The organism is Bradyrhizobium sp. CCBAU 53415, from assembly GCF_028128735.1.
Classification (GTDB): domain Bacteria; phylum Pseudomonadota; class Alphaproteobacteria; order Rhizobiales; family Xanthobacteraceae; genus Bradyrhizobium.
Genome location: NZ_LBJF01000026.1, coordinates 646,854 through 665,152 on the forward strand (window position 1 = coordinate 646,854; position 18,299 = coordinate 665,152).

13 protein-coding genes are annotated in these 18,299 nt (G+C 66.3%); 7 read left to right on the forward strand and 6 right to left on the reverse strand.

Features of this window, described 5'->3' with window-relative positions:
- Positions 1-117: 117 nt before the first annotated feature.
- The 3 genes from XH87_RS27225 to XH87_RS27235 all read left to right on the forward strand — a co-directional run bounded on the left by XH87_RS27225 (position 118) and on the right by XH87_RS27235 (position 5,555).
- Positions 118-3,558, forward strand: a complete 3,441-nt coding sequence (locus XH87_RS27225; RefSeq protein ID WP_271589589.1) for a hypothetical protein — start codon at positions 118-120, stop codon at positions 3,556-3,558.
- 312 nt (positions 3,559-3,870) lie between these two features.
- Positions 3,871-4,788 carry a sulfite exporter TauE/SafE family protein gene (locus tag XH87_RS27230; RefSeq protein ID WP_158669685.1) on the forward strand — a complete coding sequence of 306 codons (918 nt, stop codon included), beginning with the start codon at positions 3,871-3,873 and terminating at the stop codon, positions 4,786-4,788.
- Positions 4,785-5,555 (forward strand): TIGR02186 family protein, encoded by a 771-nt coding sequence (locus tag XH87_RS27235; protein WP_158669686.1) that lies wholly within the window; start codon positions 4,785-4,787, stop codon positions 5,553-5,555. Before XH87_RS27230 ends, XH87_RS27235 begins: the two co-directional genes overlap by 4 nt.
- 69 nt (positions 5,556-5,624) lie before the next feature.
- On the opposite strand, the gene XH87_RS27240 is transcribed toward XH87_RS27235, so the two are convergent.
- Together XH87_RS27240 and XH87_RS27245 are read right to left on the reverse strand one after the other, a co-directional pair.
- A complete protein-coding gene (locus tag XH87_RS27240) occupies positions 5,625-6,398 on the reverse strand; it encodes an MBL fold metallo-hydrolase (RefSeq protein ID WP_271589590.1) in 774 nt (257 codons plus the stop codon).
- 12 nt (positions 6,399-6,410) lie between these two features.
- Positions 6,411-7,322 (reverse strand): DMT family transporter, encoded by a 912-nt coding sequence (locus XH87_RS27245; RefSeq protein WP_271589591.1) that lies wholly within the window; start codon positions 7,320-7,322, stop codon positions 6,411-6,413.
- Positions 7,323-7,432: 110 nt separating this feature from the next.
- On the opposite strand from XH87_RS27245, the gene XH87_RS27250 reads away from it, so the two are divergent.
- The gene (locus tag XH87_RS27250; RefSeq protein ID WP_035700659.1) at positions 7,433-8,296 is read left to right on the forward strand and encodes a LysR family transcriptional regulator; all 864 of its coding nucleotides are present in this window, start codon (positions 7,433-7,435) and stop codon (positions 8,294-8,296) included.
- A 23-nt stretch (positions 8,297-8,319) separates the two neighbouring features.
- On the opposite strand, the gene XH87_RS27255 is transcribed toward XH87_RS27250, so the two are convergent.
- The gene (locus tag XH87_RS27255; protein ID WP_333909199.1) at positions 8,320-8,589 is read right to left on the reverse strand and encodes a hypothetical protein; all 270 of its coding nucleotides are present in this window, start codon (positions 8,587-8,589) and stop codon (positions 8,320-8,322) included.
- A gap of 203 nt (positions 8,590-8,792) precedes the next feature.
- Here XH87_RS27255 and XH87_RS27260 point away from each other — a divergent pair, with 203 nt between their 5' ends.
- From XH87_RS27260 to XH87_RS27270, 3 genes are all read left to right on the forward strand, one after another.
- Positions 8,793-11,309: a glycogen/starch/alpha-glucan phosphorylase gene (locus XH87_RS27260; protein ID WP_271589760.1), complete on the forward strand. Its 2,517-nt coding sequence runs from the start codon at positions 8,793-8,795 to the stop codon at positions 11,307-11,309.
- A 67-nt stretch (positions 11,310-11,376) separates the two neighbouring features.
- A complete protein-coding gene (locus XH87_RS27265) occupies positions 11,377-11,745 on the forward strand; it encodes a hypothetical protein (RefSeq protein WP_271589593.1) in 369 nt (122 codons plus the stop codon).
- A 4-nt stretch (positions 11,746-11,749) separates the two neighbouring features.
- On the forward strand, positions 11,750-12,565 hold the full coding sequence (locus XH87_RS27270; RefSeq protein ID WP_271589594.1) for an acyl-CoA thioesterase: 816 nt from the start codon (positions 11,750-11,752) through the stop codon (positions 12,563-12,565).
- Positions 12,566-12,787: 222 nt separating this feature from the next.
- Here the strand turns inward: XH87_RS27270 and XH87_RS27275 are convergent, their stop codons facing one another.
- The 3 genes from XH87_RS27275 to XH87_RS27285 form a co-directional block, all read right to left on the reverse strand.
- Positions 12,788-14,404 carry a phosphoenolpyruvate carboxykinase gene (locus XH87_RS27275; protein ID WP_035700623.1) on the reverse strand — a complete coding sequence of 539 codons (1,617 nt, stop codon included), beginning with the start codon at positions 14,402-14,404 and terminating at the stop codon, positions 12,788-12,790.
- 285 nt (positions 14,405-14,689) lie between these two features.
- Positions 14,690-17,284, reverse strand: coding sequence for a CHAT domain-containing tetratricopeptide repeat protein (locus tag XH87_RS27280; protein ID WP_271589595.1), 2,595 nt, complete (start codon positions 17,282-17,284; stop codon positions 14,690-14,692).
- A gap of 64 nt (positions 17,285-17,348) precedes the next feature.
- The gene (locus XH87_RS27285) at positions 17,349-18,098 is read right to left on the reverse strand and encodes a HugZ family pyridoxamine 5'-phosphate oxidase (RefSeq protein ID WP_158669691.1); all 750 of its coding nucleotides are present in this window, start codon (positions 18,096-18,098) and stop codon (positions 17,349-17,351) included.
- Positions 18,099-18,299 lie beyond the last annotated feature (201 nt).

An 18,299-nucleotide genomic window follows, 5' to 3' on the forward strand; every position in this document is an offset into this window, starting at 1 on the left:
AAAAAGTCGGTCTTCGAGGCAGACGACCCGCGCCAAATTCGATTGTACTTACAACCGGAACGCGTGGGGAGGCTGGAGGCGCCGGGTGGGGCGCCGGAGTCGGAACCGGACAGAGTCATGAATTCGCGCGTATCGTGGAGTGTCGACGGCATCGATCCATCCGTCCGGGAGCGGGCCGAAGCTGCTGCGCGCAGAGCCGGCATGTCGCTCAACGATTGGCTGAACTCCACGCTCGGCGAGACTGCCCCGCCGAACTTTCGCGGACCCTACGACCAGCGGCCGCAACACGTGCCGAGCCAGGGACCAAGTCAGGAGAGCCGCGAGGTCGCCGATATCCACCAGCGACTCGACGCGATCACCCAGCAGATCGAACGGATTTCCAAGCCCGCTCCGCGTCAGGACTCTTCAAGACCAGACGTCTCGCGTGAGCAGGGCGTCGCACGCCAGCTCAACGACGCGATCTCGCGGCTCGATGCGCGTCTGTCGCAAATCTCCCGTCCGCAGCGGCAACCGCAGCAGCCGCAGGCCCCCCGGCCCGCCGCGGCCGACACGCGCCAGCGCCAGGCCGATGCCGTCGAGCGCGCGGCCGCGCAGGTCTATCGCAGTTCACCACCCCTGAGCCCGGCTTCGTTCGACGTCGCGGTCGCCGAGATCACGGCGCGCCAGAGCGAACTCGACGGCTTTGCGCCCCGTCCGATGCCGCCGCGTGCCGCACCGTCGATCGCGCCCAATGCAGCTCCCTGGGCCGCTCCTTCGGCACCCCCGATGGCGCCGCCCGCGCCTGCCTACACGCCGCCGCCACCGCAGCCGGGGCCGGACTTCTCGTCGCTCGAACGCCATCTGCTCAGGATCACGAGCCAGATCGAGTCGCTGCAGCGTCCCGACAATACCGAGCAGGCGATCGCCGCCTTCCGCAGCGAGCTTGCGGAAATCCGTGCGGCCATCACCGAGGCGATGCCGCGGCGCGCGATCGAATCGATCGAGAACGAGATCCGCTCGCTGCACCGTCGCATCGACGAGACCCGGTCCAACGGCACCGACGGCCAGGTCCTGTCCGGCATCGAGCATGCGCTGTCCGACATCAAGCAGGTGCTGCGCACGCTGACGCCGGCCGAGCAGCTCACCGGCTACGACGAGGCGATCCGCAATCTCGGTGCCAAGCTCGATCTGATCCTGCGCGCCAATGACGATCCCTCGACAGTGCAGCAGCTCGAAGGCGCGATCTCGGCGCTGCGCGGCATCGTCTCGAACGTCGCGTCCAACGAGGCGTTGGCGCGGCTTTCCGATGACGTGCAGCTGCTGTCGTCCAAGGTCGACCAGATCACCCGCGCGTCCGGCCACGGCGACGGTTTTGCGGTGCTGGAGCAGCGCATCGCCGCGCTCACCGCCGCGCTCGAAACCCGCGAGCGGCCCCAACCATCCGAGAGCACCGAGCATCTGGAAGCCGCGATCCGCGCGCTGTCGGACCGTTTCGACCGCATGCAGGTCGGCAACGATTCCACATCCACCTTCGCGCATCTCGAGCAGCGCGTCTCCTATCTGCTGGAACGGATCGAAGCCGCCTCCGATCCGCGCAACGGCAATTTGAGCCGCGTCGAGGACGGGCTGCACGACATCCTCCGCCACCTAGAGCGGCAGCAGGCGACCTATGCGGCCCTCGCAGAAAGCCGCAGCTCGGCGCCGCCGGCCGATTCGGGCGTGGTCGATCTCGTCAAGCGCGAGCTCTCCGACATCCGCTTCAGCCAGGCCGAGACCAACCGCAGCACCCAGGACTCGCTCGACGCCGTGCACAGTGCGCTCGGCCACGTCGTCGATCGCCTCTCCATGATCGAGGGCGATCTGCGCGCAGTGCGCACCGCGCCGCCGGCCCCTGCACCGCAGCCGATGCCGATGGCCGCGCCGATGGAGCCCGCGCCGGTGGCGCGTGAGCCGCGACCGCAAGCACAGCCGCCGAAATACGATACGAAGCCGGAGCTGCCGAACCCGGCTGCCATGCAGCAGCCGCCGCACTCCGCCTTCGTCGCCGCGCCGCGCGAATTCCACGCCGCCGCGCCCGCCGTCCCGCCGCCGGTGCCGGCGGCACCGCAAGTCGCACCACCCTTGCCGCCGCGTGCGATCAGCGAAATCCTGGAGCCGCACACCGCCCCCGGGCGGGCCGCGCTCGCGCCGGAATTGCCGCCGGATCATCCGCTCGAACCGGGCACGCGGCCGGGCGGGCGCGTTGCCACGCCGTCCGAGCGCATCGCCGCCTCCGAAAGCGCGATCAGCGAAATCCCCTCCGCACCGAAAGAGCCGGTGTCGTCGTCGAGCTTCATCGCGGCCGCGCGCCGCGCGGCGCAAGCTGCCGCCGCGCAGCCGCCCGAGAAGCCGGCCCGTGGCGCCAAGGCCGCGATTGCCCGCGCCAAGGACAAGGGCCAGGAAGGTGCCTCGACCATCACCTCGAAGATCCGCTCGCTGCTGGTCGGCGCGAGCGTGGTCGTGATCGTGCTCGGCACCTTCAAGATGGCGATGAACCTGCTCGAAGGCGGCGGCCCGTCACCGACGCCGCAGGCGATGCAGGACAATCCGAGCGAACCGGCACCGCAGGCCGCGCCATCGCCGGTCGAGACCAGGCCAGCCGCGCCGGAACAGATCACGCCGTCGATGACCTCGCCGACGCCGATCGGACGGCAATCCCAGAACAACGCCCCGCCAGCACCTGCCGCCAATCCGGGCAGCTCGGCCTCGGTTGAAATCCCCCCCGCTCCGGCGGCGGCGGTGCCGCCGCCGGCCTCCAGCGACGTCACCGGCGCGCTGTCGGGCACGAGCCGCGCCAGGCTCGGCCTCGTCCAGGTGCCGCCGAGCGAGCGACTGCCTGACGGTATCGGCGGCCCGGCCTTGCGCACCGCCGCGATGAAGGGCGATGCGACCGCGGCCTATGAGATCGGCGTGCGCTTTGCGGAAGGAAAGGGCGTCGCCACGAATTACGACGAAGCCGCGAAATGGTACGACCGCGCGGCGCAGGCCGGCGTGGTGCCCGCGACCTTCCGCCTCGGCACGCTCTACGAAAAGGGCCTTGGCGTGAAGAAGGACGCCGACATCGCCCGCCGCTACTACACGCAGGCCGCCGAGCGCGGCAACGCCAAGGCGATGCACAACCTCGCGGTGCTCGATGCCGACGGCGGCGGCCGCGGCGCCAACTACAAGAGCGCGGCGCAGTGGTTCCGCAAGGCGGCCGATCGCGGCGTCGCCGACAGCCAGTTCAACCTCGGCATCCTCTATGCCCGCGGCATCGGCGTCGAGCAGAACCTCGCCGAATCCTACAAATGGTTCAGCCTGGCGGCCGCGCAGGGCGACGCCGACGCGGCCGGCAAGCGCGACGACGTCGCCAAGCGCCTCGACCCGCAATCGCTCGCCGCCGCCAAGCTCGCGATCCAGACCTTCAGCGCCGAGCCACAGCCCGACGACGCCGTCAACGTTGCGACCCCGAACGGCGGCTGGGACAGCGCGCCGCAGGCAAGCGCAAAGCCGGCGCCGAAGCAAGCCGCAACCAAGCGCTCGGCTTCCGCGGCGCATTAAGCGGCTTCTTGTCGTCGCCCGGCTTGACCGGGCGACCCAGTATTCCAGAGGCCGGCGTTGAGGAGCTCGCTGTCACAACAACGGGCGCGGCGTACTGGATGCCCCGGTCAAGCCGGGGCATGACAGCGGAGAAGGTGGCGGGAGCCGCGGCGCGCGGTGACCAGCCGACTGATCTCACTTGACGCATTCACCACGCGCGAAGTTCCCGGTCCCGCCCGCCAGCGAATTCCGCTATTGAGGGGCGCGGCAATCGTTCCGTCCTTTCCGCGAGCATTCCGCGTTCGTCGATCCATCTCGCCGGTGCGTGGTTCAATGCAGCTCTATCTTCCGATCGCCGATCTTCCGGTCAACGTCTTCCTGGTGCTGGCGATGGGCGCCGCGGTGGGCTTCGTGTCCGGCATGTTCGGGATCGGCGGCGGCTTCCTGATGACGCCGCTTCTGATCTTCATCGGCATCACGCCGGCGGTCGCGGTCGCCTCCGTCGCGAGCCATATCGCGGCCTCGTCCTTTTCCGGCGCCCTCTCCTACTGGCGACGGCGCGCGATCGATCCGGCGCTGGCGAGCGTCCTGCTCTGCGGCGGCGTGGCCGGCACGACGCTCGGCGTCTGGACCTTCACGCAGCTGCGCGCGCTCGGCCAGCTCGACCTGATGATCGCGCTCTCCTACGTCGTGCTGCTCACCACCGTCGGCAGCCTGATGTTCTCGGAAGGCCTGCGCGCGTTGATGCGGACCCGGCGCGGCGCGCTGCCGCCACGGCGCACGCACAACTGGATCCACGGCCTGCCGCTGAAGATGCGGTTCAAGCGCTCGAAGATCTATCTCTCGGTGATTCCGGTCGTGGTCGTCGGCATCGTGATCGGCTTCATCGGCGCCATCATGGGCATCGGCGGCGGCTTCATCCTGGTGCCGATCATGATCTATCTGCTGCGGGTGCCGACCTCGACGGTGATCGGGACCTCGATGGTGCTGACGCTCGTCACGATGCTGTTCGCGACCATGCTGCACGCCGTGACCAACCACCTCGTCGACGCCGTGCTGGCGCTGATCCTGATGGTCGGCGGCGTCACCGGCGCCCAGTTCGGCGCCCGCGCCGGCCAGAAGATCCGCGGCGAGCAGCTGCGGTTGCTGCTCGGCCTCCTGATCCTCTCGGTCGGCGTCCGCTTCGCAATCGAGCTGGTGATCCAGCCCTCGGATCTCTTCACCATCCGCGAGCTCGGAGTGAGCGGATGACGCGCACGCTCCTCGCAATCGTTCTCGTCCTGCTGCTCGGCGGCGCTGCGCGGGGCGAGCGGCTGATCGTGTCGGTCTCCAACCACCGCGTCACGGTGACACCGGACTATTCCGGCGAGGAGCTGGTGCTGTTCGGCTCGGTGGAGAAGGACGCCACGACGCCCGCCGACCGCATGGCTTACGATCTCGTCGTCACCGTGAAGGGCCCGCGCGCCGACATGGTGACACGGCGCAAGGAGCGCACCTTCGGCATCTGGATCAACGCCGACTACCGGCAGTTCCTGCAGGTGCCGAGCTATCTCGCGCTGTTCGCCAATCGCCCCTTCGATGCGATCACCTCGCCCGAGATCGCACGGCGGCAGCAGATCGGGCTCAACAACGTGCTGCTGACGCAGCGGGTCGGCGGCGATTACGCCGACGTGGTGCCGAACGACGCGTTCCGCTCGGCCTTCATTCGCCTGCGCACGCAACGCGGCCTCTATCGCGAGGATCCGAGCGCGGTGACGTTCCTGACGCCGACGCTGTTCCGCACCGGCATTCCACTGCCGGCGGAGGTGCCGATCGGGACCTATGAGGTCGAGATCAAGCTGTTCGCGAACGGCGCGTTCATCGGCAAGACCGAAACCGCATTCGAGATCGTCAAGGTCGGCTTCGAGCAGTTCGTTGCGACCACGGCGCGGCAGAACGGGCTGATCTACGGCCTCGCCACGGCGGCGATGGCGCTGATGACGGGATGGATGGCGTCGATCGTGTTCCGGAAGGATTGAGGGGGCGCGTCCTGCCTCCCCACCGTCAAGCCAGGCCATGACGAGGAGGAGAGAGCGAGTTACACCACGCTACGGCGCCTCGACCACCGTCGGCACGCCCGGCTCCAGCAGGCGCAACCGCGTCCCGAAGCCGAGCGCGTCGAAGGTCTTGCGCAGATCCTCGCCGTTCTGGCGGAAATGCGCCCAGCCTTCGGTATGCAGCGGCACGATCATCGCGTCGGGAAAGGCACGCGCGGTCTCGATGGTGTCGTTGGTGTCCATGGTGAGATGGAACGGCCCGCGCGTCTGCGCCGCGCCCGCGAAGGGCAGCACCACGCCGCACTTGAAGCGGCGCGCGACCTCGGCGACGCCGTCGAACCAGGTGGTGTCGCCGCTGATATAGACCGCGCTGGTATCCTCCCGGCTCGACGACACCACGAAGCCGATGACATCACCCGACAGCGGCTCGATGCCGGCCGGGCCGTGGCGCGCGGGGGTCGCGGTGATGGTCAGCGTGTTGCCGTCGTCGTCCCTGAGATGCGCGACGCTCCAGGGCGCGAGGCCCTCGACATGACCGCCGAGGCGCTTTGCGCCCGCCTCCGTCGTCAGCACGCGCTTGACCTTGAAGAGATAGTCGCGGCCGGAATTGTCGAGATTGTCGGAGTGCTGGTCGTGGCTGAGCAGCACCGCGTCGACCGGTCCGATCGCGTCGGGCCTCATGGCAGGTCCGATCGTCTTCTCCAGCTTCACATGCGGCAGTTGATAGGCGCCGGGCGCGTCGAACGTCGGGTCGGTGAGCAGGCGGAAGCCGTCGATCTCGATCAGCGCGGTGGGGCCCCCGATCAGGGTGATGGAAACGGGCATGATGAACTCCTGTTACGAGACGGGCTTCGCGGGGCGCGTCACCAGATAAATGCCGAGCGCCACCGGAATGATCCCGAGCAGATCGCGGGCCTCGACGTGCTCGCCGAGCACGAGGAACGCGAACAGCATGCCGAGCGGCGGCATCAGGAAGTGATAGGCGCTGGCGGCGGTGGCGCCACACACTTTCAGGAGATGAAACCAGAGCCAATAGGCGAGGATCGAGCCGCCCAGCACGAGGAACGCGAAGGCGCCGATCAGGCTCGGCATGAGGTCGATCGCGTGGATATCGGCGAAGGCGAACGCGACCGGCGTCAGCACGATGCCGGCAGCCAGGTTCTGCACGCCGTTGCCGATCCACAAGGACCCCTTCGGCGCCAGCAGCTTGAACAGGATGGTGCCGGCCACGATGGAGGCGAGCGAGGCCAGCGTGAAGACGATGCCGTGCAGGCTGTCAGTGCCGACCGAGAGGCGATGCCAGACGATCAGGGTGACGCCGATGATTCCGAGAAGAAGTCCGCCTGCCTTGCGCCAGGTCATGCCCTCGCCGAGCAGCAGGGCCGCCAACGCGGCGGTGAATACCGGATTGGCCGAGACAATCAGGCCGCCGAGGCCCGCCGAGACCGATTGCAGGCCGGTGTAACCGAGGCCGAGATAGAGCGCGTTGTTGGCGATGCCGAGCACCGCGAAGATGGCGGCATCGCGCCAGGACAAGGACCAGCCCTCGCCGCGGATCAGCGTCGCACCCAGGATCAAAATGCCCGCGAGCGAGAAGCGCGCGGCGAGCAGAATCAGCGGCGGGCAATGGGTGACGCCGATCTTGCCGGCGACGAAGGCGTAACTCCAGAGCAGGCAGAACAGGCCGATGACGAGCGGCAACGTGTTGAAGCGGCTGCGGGGTGCGGGAAGCGAGGTCGCAAGGGACATGAGGGCATTCTCGGATGTTTTTCTTCTCGCCCTCGATCTAGGGACGCGGCTTGTCATTTGAAAATTAAATGATTAACTTCGCATCAGTGGATTTTCGAATGGAGGCGGCGATGCTCGATCTGGAGCTCCTGCGCAGCTTCGTCTCGGTCGTGGAGGCCGGCGGCTTCACGCGCGCCGGCGAGCGCGTCCACCGCACGCAGTCGACCGTAAGCCAGCAGATCAAGCGGTTGGAGGAGGATGTCGGTCAGGTGCTGCTGCACCGGGACGGCAAGGACGTGCGGCCGACCGAGGCCGGCGAGCGGCTGCTCTCCTATGCGCGGCGGCTGCTCTCGCTCGCGGAGGAGGCTCGCGACGTGCTGCGCCAACCTGGTAGCGAAGGCGCGATCCGGCTCGGCATTCCCGAGGATTTCGCGGCGTACCGGCTGACCAAATTGTTGGGCGCGTTCTCGCGCTCGCATCCGGGCCTGCGGCTCGACGTGCGCGCCGACCAGAGCAAGCATCTCGCCCGCGATCTCGAACGCGGCGAACTCGACCTTGCGCTGTTCAAGCGCGCCGCCGGCGAGAAAGGCGCCATCGCGGTGTGGCCCGAGCGGGTGCACTGGGTCACCAGCAAGAGCCATCCGGTGGATGTCGACGCCGCATCCGTGCCGCTGATCGGTTTCCCGACCGGCTGCCTCTACCGTGCCGGCGCCATCCACGCGCTGGAAAGCATCGGCCGCGCCTGGCACATGGCCTATTCCTCGTCGAGCCTCGCCGGCATCCAGGCCGCGGTCGCCGCCGGCATGGGCCTCAGCATCTTGTCGGAGATGTCGATCCAGTCCGACCACCGCGTGCTGACGGCAAAGGAGGGCTTTGCACCGATCAGCAAGACCGAGCTCGCACTGATGGCTTCGCCGGATGCGAGCCCGGCTACGCTGCGGCTTGCGGATCGTCTCGCGGAGTTTTGCGATGCGGTGCAGACGAAGGCGGCTTGAGTGCGCCGGATCTGCGACGGCTCCTAATTCGCCGCGGACAGCAGTCGGTCGCCGCAGGCATTTGCGTAAAACTTGCCGCCGCATTGGCGCTTGATTGCAGCGCAGCGAGCGGCGGGCGACGCATTCTGCGGGACCGTGAAGCCACAACTGAGGCCATCGGCGCTGCGACCGGATTTGCCGGCGGCAAACGCCGCGCTGGAGGCGCTGATGCAGATGACGAGCAGGGCCGTTGTAGCGATTTCGATCGGCAGTCGTGTCAGCAGTCTCGTCAGCGGTCTCATCAGCATTCTCATGGGGCGCCTCCACACTGATGGCTGAATCTTTCGTAATCTAGCACCGAATCCCGGTTTCTCCGCACTTGTCCGGGTTCCCAACTCGGCCCGTTCCTTGCATAAATTTACGCCATCGCAGTGCTCGGCCGCACGGGCGGCAGTTCCGATGCGAAGGCAGGGCGCGTAGAGTGAGCAGTGTGTCTTACGACCAGGAAGTGACGGCTTTGCAGGATTCATCGTTCCAGCCCAGTTCTCCCGCCCCGGGGCAACCCATCGACGAACTCGCGCTGGCTGAGATCAAGGGCGCGATCCTGGCGAAGCTGCGCCTTGCCATCGGCAAGGACGCGGGCATGGCGACCAGGCACGACTGGTATCAGGCCGCGGCGCTGGCGCTGCGCGACCGCATCGTGCATCGCTGGCTCACGGCCGAGAAGCACAGCTACGATGCGGGGCGCAAGCGGGTCTATTATCTCTCGCTCGAATTCCTGATAGGTCGCCTGTTCTCCGACGCACTCAACAACATGGGGCTGCTGAAGATCTTCGAGGTCGCGCTCGGCGATCTCGGCGTGTCGCTGCCGGAGCTGCGCAAATGCGAGCCGGACGCTGCGCTCGGCAATGGCGGCCTTGGCCGCCTCGCCGCCTGCTTCATGGAGAGCATGGCGACGCTGTCGATCCCCGCGATCGGCTACGGCATCCGTTACGATTACGGCCTGTTCCGCCAGATCATCAACCAGGGCTGGCAGCAGGAATATCCCGACGAATGGCTGAGCTTCGGCAACCCCTGGGAATTGCAGCGGCCGGAGGTGATCTACGATGTCAATTTCGGCGGCGGCGTCGAGCATGTCGACGACAAGGGCCGCGATCGCGCAATCTGGCATGCCGGCGAGACGGTGCAGGCGATCGCCTATGATACGCCGATCGTCGGCTGGCGCGGCCATCACGTCAACGCGCTCCGCCTGTGGTCGGCGCGCTCGCCCGATCCGCTCAAGTTAGATGCCTTCAACAAGGGCGACTATGTCAGCGCCAGCGCCGAGCAGTCGCGCGCGGAGGCGATCTGCAAATTCCTCTATCCGAACGACGAGAGCCCGGCGGGCCGCGAGCTGCGGCTGCGCCAGGAATATTTCTTCGTCTCCGCTTCGCTGCAGGATCTGGTCAAGCGGCACCTCGCCTCCGACGGCCAGCTGCGCAGCCTGTCGTCCAAGGTCGCGGTGCAGCTCAACGACACCCATCCGAGCCTTGCCGTCACCGAGCTGATGCGGATCCTCGTCGATTTGCACAATTTCCGCTGGGACGAGGCCTGGAAGATCACGGTCGCCACGCTCTCCTACACCAACCACACGCTGCTGCCCGAGGCGCTGGAGACCTGGCCGGTCGAGCTGTTCGAGCGGCTGTTGCCGCGGCATCTCGAGATCATCTACCGCATCAACGTGCAGCATCTGGCGCTGGCGGAGGCGCGCTGCCCCGGCGACATCGACTTCCGCGCCTCGGTCTCGCTGATCGACGAGAAGAGCGGGCGCCGCGTGCGCATGGGCCAGCTCGCCTTCGTCGGCTCGCACCGCATCAATGGCGTTTCGGCGATGCATTCGGACCTGATGCGCGAGACCGTGTTCCACGATCTCAACCACCTCTATCCCGGCCGCATCACCAACAAGACCAACGGCATCACCTTCCGCCGCTGGCTGATGCTGGCGAACCCGAAGCTGACCGACCTGTTGCGCGAGACCTGCGGCGAGGCCGTGCTCGACGATCCCACCCAGCTCTCGCTGATCGAGGCGCGCGCCAGCGACGTCGAGTTCCAGAAGAAGTTCCGCAGCGTCAAGCACCACAACAAGACACAACTCGCCCGCCTGATCGGCGAGCGGCTCGGCATCAAGGTCGACCCGGGCGCGCTGTTCGACGTGCAGATCAAGCGCATCCACGAGTACAAGCGCCAGTTGCTCAACATCATCGAGACGGTCGCGCTGTACCAGTCGATCAAGGACGACCCCAACGGCAATTGGGTGCCGCGGGTGAAGATCTTCGCCGGCAAGGCGGCGGCCAGCTACCGCTATGCCAAGCTGATCATCAAGCTGATCAACGACGTCGCGGAGGTCGTCAACAACGATCCCGCGATCGGCGGCAAGCTCAAGGTCGTGTTCCTGCCCGACTACAATGTCAGCCTCGCCGAGGTGATCATTCCCGCCGCCGATCTCTCCGAGCAGATCTCCACCGCCGGCATGGAGGCCTCCGGCACCGGCAACATGAAGCTGGCGCTCAACGGCGCCATCACCATCGGCACGCTCGACGGCGCCAATATCGAGATCCGCGACCAGGTCGGCGCGGAGAACATCGCGATCTTCGGCATGGAAGCCGGCGACGTGATGATCCGGCGCAAGCAGGGGCTGGACGCCTCCGACATCATCCGCAACTCGCCGAAGCTCCAGCGCGCCATCAACGCGATCGGCACCGGCGAGTTTTCGGCCGGCGATCCCGGCCGCTTCGAATCCATCGCGCATGCACTGCGCTATCTCGACCACTACATGGTCAGCGCCGATTTCGATTCCTATTACGAGGCGCAGCGCGCGGTCGATGCGCGCTGGCTGGTCTCGCCGGCCTGGACGCGCGCCTCCATCCTCAACGTCGCGCGCATGGCCTGGTTCTCCTCGGACCGCACCATCCGCGAATATGCCGAGGAGATCTGGAACGTGCCGGTCAACCCGACCACGCCCGTGCTCCCGGACCTGCGCGACGCCGCGAGCTGATTTTCCGCGGCGTGAAATCGCTACCCCCGAGGTAATTGCTTTGGCAGGATAGCCGTCATATGACGGTTTGAACTTTCTCAAGCCGGAGTCGATCGTGCCCGTCGGCGAATATACGAGCCCGGATGGGCAGCTTCGATTGCTGGTCCTATGTCCCGACGGGGACTGGACGCTGGGTTTCGACGGTTTCCCCTGGCACACGCACGGCAGCATCCTCGCCAGTCTTTCCGGCAAGGACGAGGCAACGGCCATCGACCACTTCGTTGCCGATCTGACGAGCGGCAAGAGCGTCATCGCAATGAAACGCATCGGTAGCTCGGTGGCGGACGTCTGGGTCACGGACGATCCGGCAGACGATCTGTCGAGTTCGCGGAAATATGGTCCCGATGATGAGACGATGGAATTTCGTCTTTGGGACGGAAGCGTAGTGAAGGTTTGATCCAATGCACGCCAAGCTCCTGCATCCCTTCGACGACGCCACGCGCATCACCGCCGGTGACAGCAGCTGGCAGGGGCACACCAGCGAGGATTACTGGGCCTTTGTCGGCCCGTTCGGCGGCGCCACCGCCGCGACGATCCTGCGCGCGCTGATCGAGCATCCGCAACGCGCCGGCGATCCGCTGGCACTCACCGTCAATTACTGCGCGCCGATCGCCAAGGGCCCGTTCGATCTCGACGTGCGGCTGGTCAAGGCCAACCGCTCCAGCCAGCACTGGAGCGTCGAGCTCAGCCAGGGCGGCGGCGAGGTCGCGACGCTCGCCACCGCCGTGTTCGCCGAGCGCCGGCCGTCCTGGGAGCACCGGGTGGCGCAATATCCTGAAACAAAGCCGTTCGAAGAGACGCTGCCGTTTCCGAAAATCTCGGCGTCCTGGGCCAACCAGTACGAATTCCGTTTCGTCGAGGGCGAGATGCGGATCGGCCCGCAACAGGCCGAGCCCGCCAGCACCTATTCGAAGATCTGGATCAGCGACCGCACCCCGCGCAAGCTCGACATGCTGTCGCTGATGTCGATGTCGGACGCCTTCTTCGGCCGCATCTTCCATGCGCGGCGCGAGCTGGTGCCGTTCGGCACGGTGTCGCTGACGACGTATTTCCACACCGACGGCGAGGAGCTCGCCACTGAAGACATCACGCGCGTGCTGGCGACGGCCGACTCGAAGATCATGCACAAGAGCTACGCCGACCAGAACGCCGAGCTGTGGTCGCCGAACGGAAGGCTGCTCGCGACTACGACGCAGATCGCGTATTTCAAGGCGTGACTCTCTCCCCAATGTCGTCCCCGCGAAGGCGAGGACCCAGGGAGAAGTTTGGCGAAGATTCGGAGTGATCTTCTTCGCTGGCACTTGCACCGCACTCCCTCGATAGATCACGCGGCATGGGTCCCCGCGTTCGCAGGGACGACACTGAGGGTGTGGTTCGCGCCAGTGCCACAAACAAAAAGGGCGGCCTCACGGCCGCCCTTCCGTATTCAAGAGAGAGATCTACTCCGCCGCGAGCTTCACGTCCGGCGCCGCGGCGCGGACCTCGGCATCGACCTGGGCTTCGAACTTGGCGAAGTTCTTCTGGAACATGCCGACCAGGGCGCGGGCGGTCTTGTCGAACTCGTCCTTGTCCTTCCAGGTGTTGACCGGGTTGAGGATCTCGGCCGGCACGCCCGGCAGCGCAGTCGGGACCGCGAAGCCGAAATATTTGTCGGTGCGGAATTCGACGTTGCGAAGCGAGCCGTCGAGCGCGGCGGTGAGCAGCGCGCGCGTCACCTTGATCGGCATGCGGCTCCCGGTGCCGTACTTGCCGCCGGTCCACCCGGTGTTGACCAGCCAGCAATCGACATTGTGCTGGGCGATGAGGTCGCGCAGCATGTTGCCGTAGACCGAGGGGTCGAGCGGCAGGAAGGGCGAGCCGAAGCAGGTCGAGAATTCCGGCTGCGGCTCGTTGCCGAGCCCGCGCTCGGTGCCGGCGACCTTGGCGGTGTAGCCGGAGAGGAAGTGATACATCGCCTGCGCCGGCGAGAGCTTTGCGATCGGCGGCAGCACGCCGAAGGCGTCGGCGGCGAGCATCACCACGTTCTTCGGCTGCGGCGCGCGGCCGGTGCGCGAGGCGTTCGGGATGAAGTCGAGCGGGTACGCGGAACGCGTGTTCTCGGTCTTGGAGCCGTCGTCGAAATCGACCACGCGGGTGTCTTCGTCGAGCACGCAGTTCTCGAGCACCGCGCCGAAGCGCGTGCTTGCGGCATAGATCTGCGGCTCGGCCTCCTTCGACAGCTTGATGCACTTGGCATAGCAGCCGCCCTCGAAATTGAAGACGCCGTTCGGGCCCCAGCCGTGCTCGTCGTCGCCGATCAGCGTGCGGTTGGGATCGGCCGACAGCGTGGTCTTGCCGGTGCCCGACAGCCCGAAGAAGATCGCGGTGTCGCCCTTGGCGCCGACATTGGCCGAGCAGTGCATCGGCATCACGCCGCGCTCGGGCAGATAATAGTTCAGCGTGGTGAACACCGACTTCTTCATCTCGCCGGCATAATAAGACCCGCCGATCAGGACGATCTTGCGGGCGAAATCGATCGCGACCACGTTCTCCGAGCGCACGCCGTGGCGTTTAGGATCGGCGCGGAAGCTCGGCATGTCGATGATGGTGAGCTCCGGCACGAAGGTCGACAGCTCGATCGCCTCCGGACGGATCAGGAGCGTGCGGATGAACAGCGAGTGCCAGGCGAGCTCGGTGAACACGCGCGTCTTGATCCGGTAGGCCGGGTCGGCGCCGCCATAGAGGTCCTGCGCGAACAGCTTCCTGCCTTCGGCGTGCTTGAGGAAGTCCTGGTAGAGCGTCTCGAACTGCTCTGCCGTGATCGACTGGTTGCCGGCCCACCACATCTTCTTGTCGGTGGTGGCGTCGCGTACCGTGAACTTGTCCTTCGGGCTGCGCCCGGTGAACTCGCCCGTGTCGGCGCAGAGTGCGCCGTCGGCGGACAGCACCGCCTCACCCGCCGCGAGCGAGTATTGATAGAGTTGCGGCGCACCGAGGTTCCAGTGAACCTGCTCGAGATTCTTTAAGCCGAATTTGTCGGCGCCAAAGGCACCGTTGCGCACGCCCGTCTCTTGCACGAAAGAATCCTCCTAGAACCCGCGACACTCAGCGCGACCAAGTTTGGCGCCACCGCGGTCACCGTGATTATTGGGCCGTTCGGCCTCGGCTGAACGACCTAATACTGATGAACGCTGGCGTTGCCAAGCTGATCCCGCAGGATTTGGTTTATTCAAGGACCGCGCCAAACGTCGCGCATGTCAGCTCTGAGCAGGCACGTCACGAAATCACGAATGATCGCGCAACCAAACGCGCGTTTGCGCGTTACTTCCGGTTATTGCGACGCACAATCCTTGCGCCGCCTCTTACCTGACCTCACCCTCGCCGATCAGGGCGAACGGCCCCCACATCGCCGGATAGGCGTTGCGCGGTGACGAAGCGTCGTCGAGATAGATTAACATGGCGCGGCGCAAGGCTTCGGCACGACCGATCTTTGGTTCGTTCTTGAGCTGCGCGAACGTCGACGTGGTCAGGCGGGTGGCAGCTTCCGAATCCACGGCCCAATGCGAAACCAGCAGCGCGCGGGCGCCTGCGTAGAAGAACGAGCGCGCCAATCCCGACAGCGCTTCCGCGCCGGGCTTGTCGCCCGCGATGGTGTTGCAGGCGGACAGCACCACCCAATCGGCGTTGAGCTTGAGCTGGGCCACTTCGCTGGCCGTGAGAAGACCGTCGTCGAGCTCCGACGGCTGATCCGGAATGGAGAGTGCCAGCGAGGGCTCACCCAATCCCTTGACGTCGCCGGCAACGAGGCCGTGGGTGGCAAAGTAGATGATGCCGTATTGGGCAAGCGCTGCATGCTTCAGCGTCGTTTCGCTGGCATCGCGTCCGAGATGGATGTCGGCATCGGTGGCGCCGACGTCCCTCGCCACCGCATTCAGCTCATCGGCGGTATCGGGCAGTTGGGGCAAAGCCTGCGCCAGCCGCGCGCGATCGACGCCTGCGCCGCGCCAGAACTCGGCATAGGCCATCGTCGCGATGCTGCGCGCGGCGACCTTGCCGCTCGTGGCGCGCCGGCCGGCGGGCCCTACGGCTGCTGGGTCGAACACGGGATCGCCGAAACCGGTCATCGGCTTGACGCCTTGATCCCTGCGGGCGAAGGCGCGCAGCGATTTCAGGGAGATCACCGACGGCAGCACCGAGACGGCCTGACGCCGCAGCAGCCAGGCGGCGTCGCGATAGCCCTCGAGCCTGTCCGGGATCGCAGCCTGCGGCTTCTCCGTGACCAGCAGATGAAACGGCAATGCGGTCAGCGCCGCCGACGGCACGACCAGCAGGTTGCGCTTGTCCTTTGTCAGCGCCTCGACCGGGCCAAGCAGCGCGACATAGAGCTCGCTCGCGAGCGCAAGATCGAACAGTCCCGATCTGCCGGAGGCGTCGCGCGCCTTGCCGACATCCAATCCCTTACGGAAAGCAGCTACCTTCTGCGCCAGCGCATCCGCGCCGAGAGAAATCTCCCTCCAGTCGGTGCCCTCGCGCGTGATCGCGACGACATGGCTCTGATCGTCGGCGACGGAATAGATCACCATCGCCTCGTCGGCCGAGAGCAGCGACTGGATGTCCTTCACCGTCAGCGGCAGCGGGTTGGAGAGCGAGGCATAGTCGGGAAACTCGACGGCGAGCGTCTTCTGCAACCCATTGCGCGCGCTCGCGATCGCCGCGATCCGCGCGCGGCTGCGCTGCTCGGCCGCGGCGTCGCGTTGGGCGGATTGCTTCGACACCGCGGCGATGATCGCCTTGTCGAGCGCTTCGGACTCGGCCGCGAGATCCTGATCCTTGCGCACGAGCTCGGCGAGCCGGTCGCTGCCGGCGGCAAGCCGCACCGCGAGCTTGTTCACGGCGGAGGCGGCGGAAGATTGGGTGCCGCGCTGGATCGCCGCAAGCGCGTCATCGAGCGCCTTGTCGCTCGCCAGCAGCGATTGCTGCCGCGCAGCGAACAGAATCGGCAGCACGACTCGCAGCTGCGCACGATTGGCGGCGAGCGTTTTCTGCGCGAACGGCACAGCATCCGCAGTCCGTCCCGTCGCCTGCAGGAAATGGGCGAGATTGCTCGTCGACGTCGCGACATCGGGATGATCCGGTCCGAATGCACGCTCGCGGATCGCCAGAGCGCGGCGATAGAGCGGCTCGGCCTCGGCATAGCGCTGCTGGTGCTCGTGGAGCCCGGCGAGATTGTTGAGCGAGCGCGCGACATCGGGATGATCCGGCCCCAGCACCTTTTCACGGATCGCGAGCGAGCGCTTGATCGGCGCTTCGGCATCGGCGTCGCGATTGAGGTCGCGATCGACCTGACCGATATTGTTCAGGACGGTCGCAACCGCGGGATGCTCGGGCCCGGCTGCTTTCTGATAGATCGCGAGCGAGCGCCGGAACAGCGGTTCAGCCTCGGCGAGGCGCCCCTGCTTCACATAGAGCGTGGCGAGATTGTTCAGGGCGCGGCCGACATCAGGATGCTCGCGCGACAGACTCTTTTCGCTGACGGCGAGCGCGCGCTTGAACAGCGGCTCGGCCTCGGTGAAGCGGCCCTGGCGTTGATACAGCGCGGCGAGATTGTTCAACTCGGGCGCGATCAAGCCCGTGTCGAGGCCGAGCGCCTTTTCCATCAGCGCGATGGCGCGCTTGTAGACCGGCTCCGCCAGATCGTCGCGGCCCTGGCCGGCATGGACCTGGCCGAGATTGTTGAGCGCTGCGGACAGGTCGCGACCGTCGCTGGCCTTCTCCAGGCTCGCGACCATGGCCTGCGCCAGGGGTAACGCTTCCGCGTATTTGCCGACCTGACTGAGCGCATTGATCCGCGCCCCCTGTGCGGCGAGATCGCCCTTCCGGGCAGGGACCGGGGTGGCGAGCAAGGTGGTGATCGCGAGCGCCAGACCCGCGGCCGATGCCATACGATGACGCGTCATGACCCCTCTCGCTGCGAGCCCGAAAACCATCACGGTCATGGGTCGCAGCGACGGGTAACGGCGTTCAAGTGGTGGTGCCCTGGTCCATCTTCATGCGCGCTTCGCCAGCGAGGCGGACCAGCATCTTGCGCAGCGCCGTGCCATCCGTCACCCGCTCGGGAAAGTCCAGCCGCAGTGTGATTTGGCCGTCCTGCATGTCGAGGCCTTCAGGGTCACAGCCGGTGCAGCGCCAGTCGCCCTCGACGGCTTCGAGGAGCTTTGTTGCATAGAGATTCATGGCGTCGCGATGGTCGGCGTTCATGTGCTCGACGGCGCTCGCTTCGGCCGCGAGCAGATCATCTGCTCCGGTAAGGTCCGTGAGGAACTGATCAGGCTTGAGGTCGACGATCCGGCCAAAGCCCGCGACCAGATGAGTTCCCGTGGGTCGGATCCGGAAGAAGGAGAAATCCTTAAACGAAACAAAGCCCTCGGCCGAGGGATGGGCACTTAGATACCGTCGCTGAAGCAGATCCTTGTCGGTATCGGCCTCCTCTGCCCGGCCTGACAGCATGATCCGCGCGCCTTCGAGGGGATCGCCGGCCACGCGCTCGTCCAGCATCAGCGAGACCCTGGGGTCCGCGAGGATGTTCCGGGTATGCACGGCCAGGCGCGAGATCAGGAGGATCGGCGAGCCATCGGGGTGGCTGGCGAGGTTGACCAGGGAGCAATAGGGATCACCGCTGCCGACCATCAGCGTCGCCAGGGCTCCTTGCCGGGACCGCCGCAGGAGCGATTTGGCGAGCGTTCCGGGGTCGAAATTGCGAGTCGGTTGCATCGGCTTTCTCGGGTCAGGTGGTTGCATGGGGGGCCTTTTTTCGGGTAAACCGGGGCCCGGTTATGGGTCGAGACGCGGCGAATCTGCCGTGTTTCGTGGAACTTGGTCACACTTCAGCCCAGCTTGCATTGCTCGGTGACAAGGTTCGAACGCCAACTTTGGCACCCATGTATGCGGCGCATCACTGGATTGCTCGCCGTT

Bases quoted from the DNA above. Each gene is read 5' to 3' on its own strand.
- XH87_RS27225 (WP_271589589.1), top strand. From the start codon at position 118: ATGAATTCGCGCGTATCGTGGAGTGTCGACGGCATCGATCCATCCGTC.
- XH87_RS27230 (WP_158669685.1), top strand. From the start codon at position 3,871: ATGCAGCTCTATCTTCCGATCGCCGATCTTCCGGTCAACGTCTTCCTG.
- XH87_RS27235 (WP_158669686.1), top strand. From the start codon at position 4,785: ATGACGCGCACGCTCCTCGCAATCGTTCTCGTCCTGCTGCTCGGCGGC.
- XH87_RS27240 (WP_271589590.1), bottom strand. From the start codon at position 6,398: ATGCCCGTTTCCATCACCCTGATCGGGGGCCCCACCGCGCTGATCGAG.
- XH87_RS27245 (WP_271589591.1), bottom strand. From the start codon at position 7,322: ATGTCCCTTGCGACCTCGCTTCCCGCACCCCGCAGCCGCTTCAACACG.
- XH87_RS27250 (WP_035700659.1), top strand. From the start codon at position 7,433: ATGCTCGATCTGGAGCTCCTGCGCAGCTTCGTCTCGGTCGTGGAGGCC.
- XH87_RS27255 (WP_333909199.1), bottom strand. From the start codon at position 8,589: ATGAGAATGCTGATGAGACCGCTGACGAGACTGCTGACACGACTGCCG.
- XH87_RS27270 (WP_271589594.1), top strand. From the start codon at position 11,750: ATGCACGCCAAGCTCCTGCATCCCTTCGACGACGCCACGCGCATCACC.
- XH87_RS27280 (WP_271589595.1), bottom strand. From the start codon at position 17,284: ATGACGCGTCATCGTATGGCATCGGCCGCGGGTCTGGCGCTCGCGATC.
- XH87_RS27285 (WP_158669691.1), bottom strand. From the start codon at position 18,098: ATGCAACCGACTCGCAATTTCGACCCCGGAACGCTCGCCAAATCGCTC.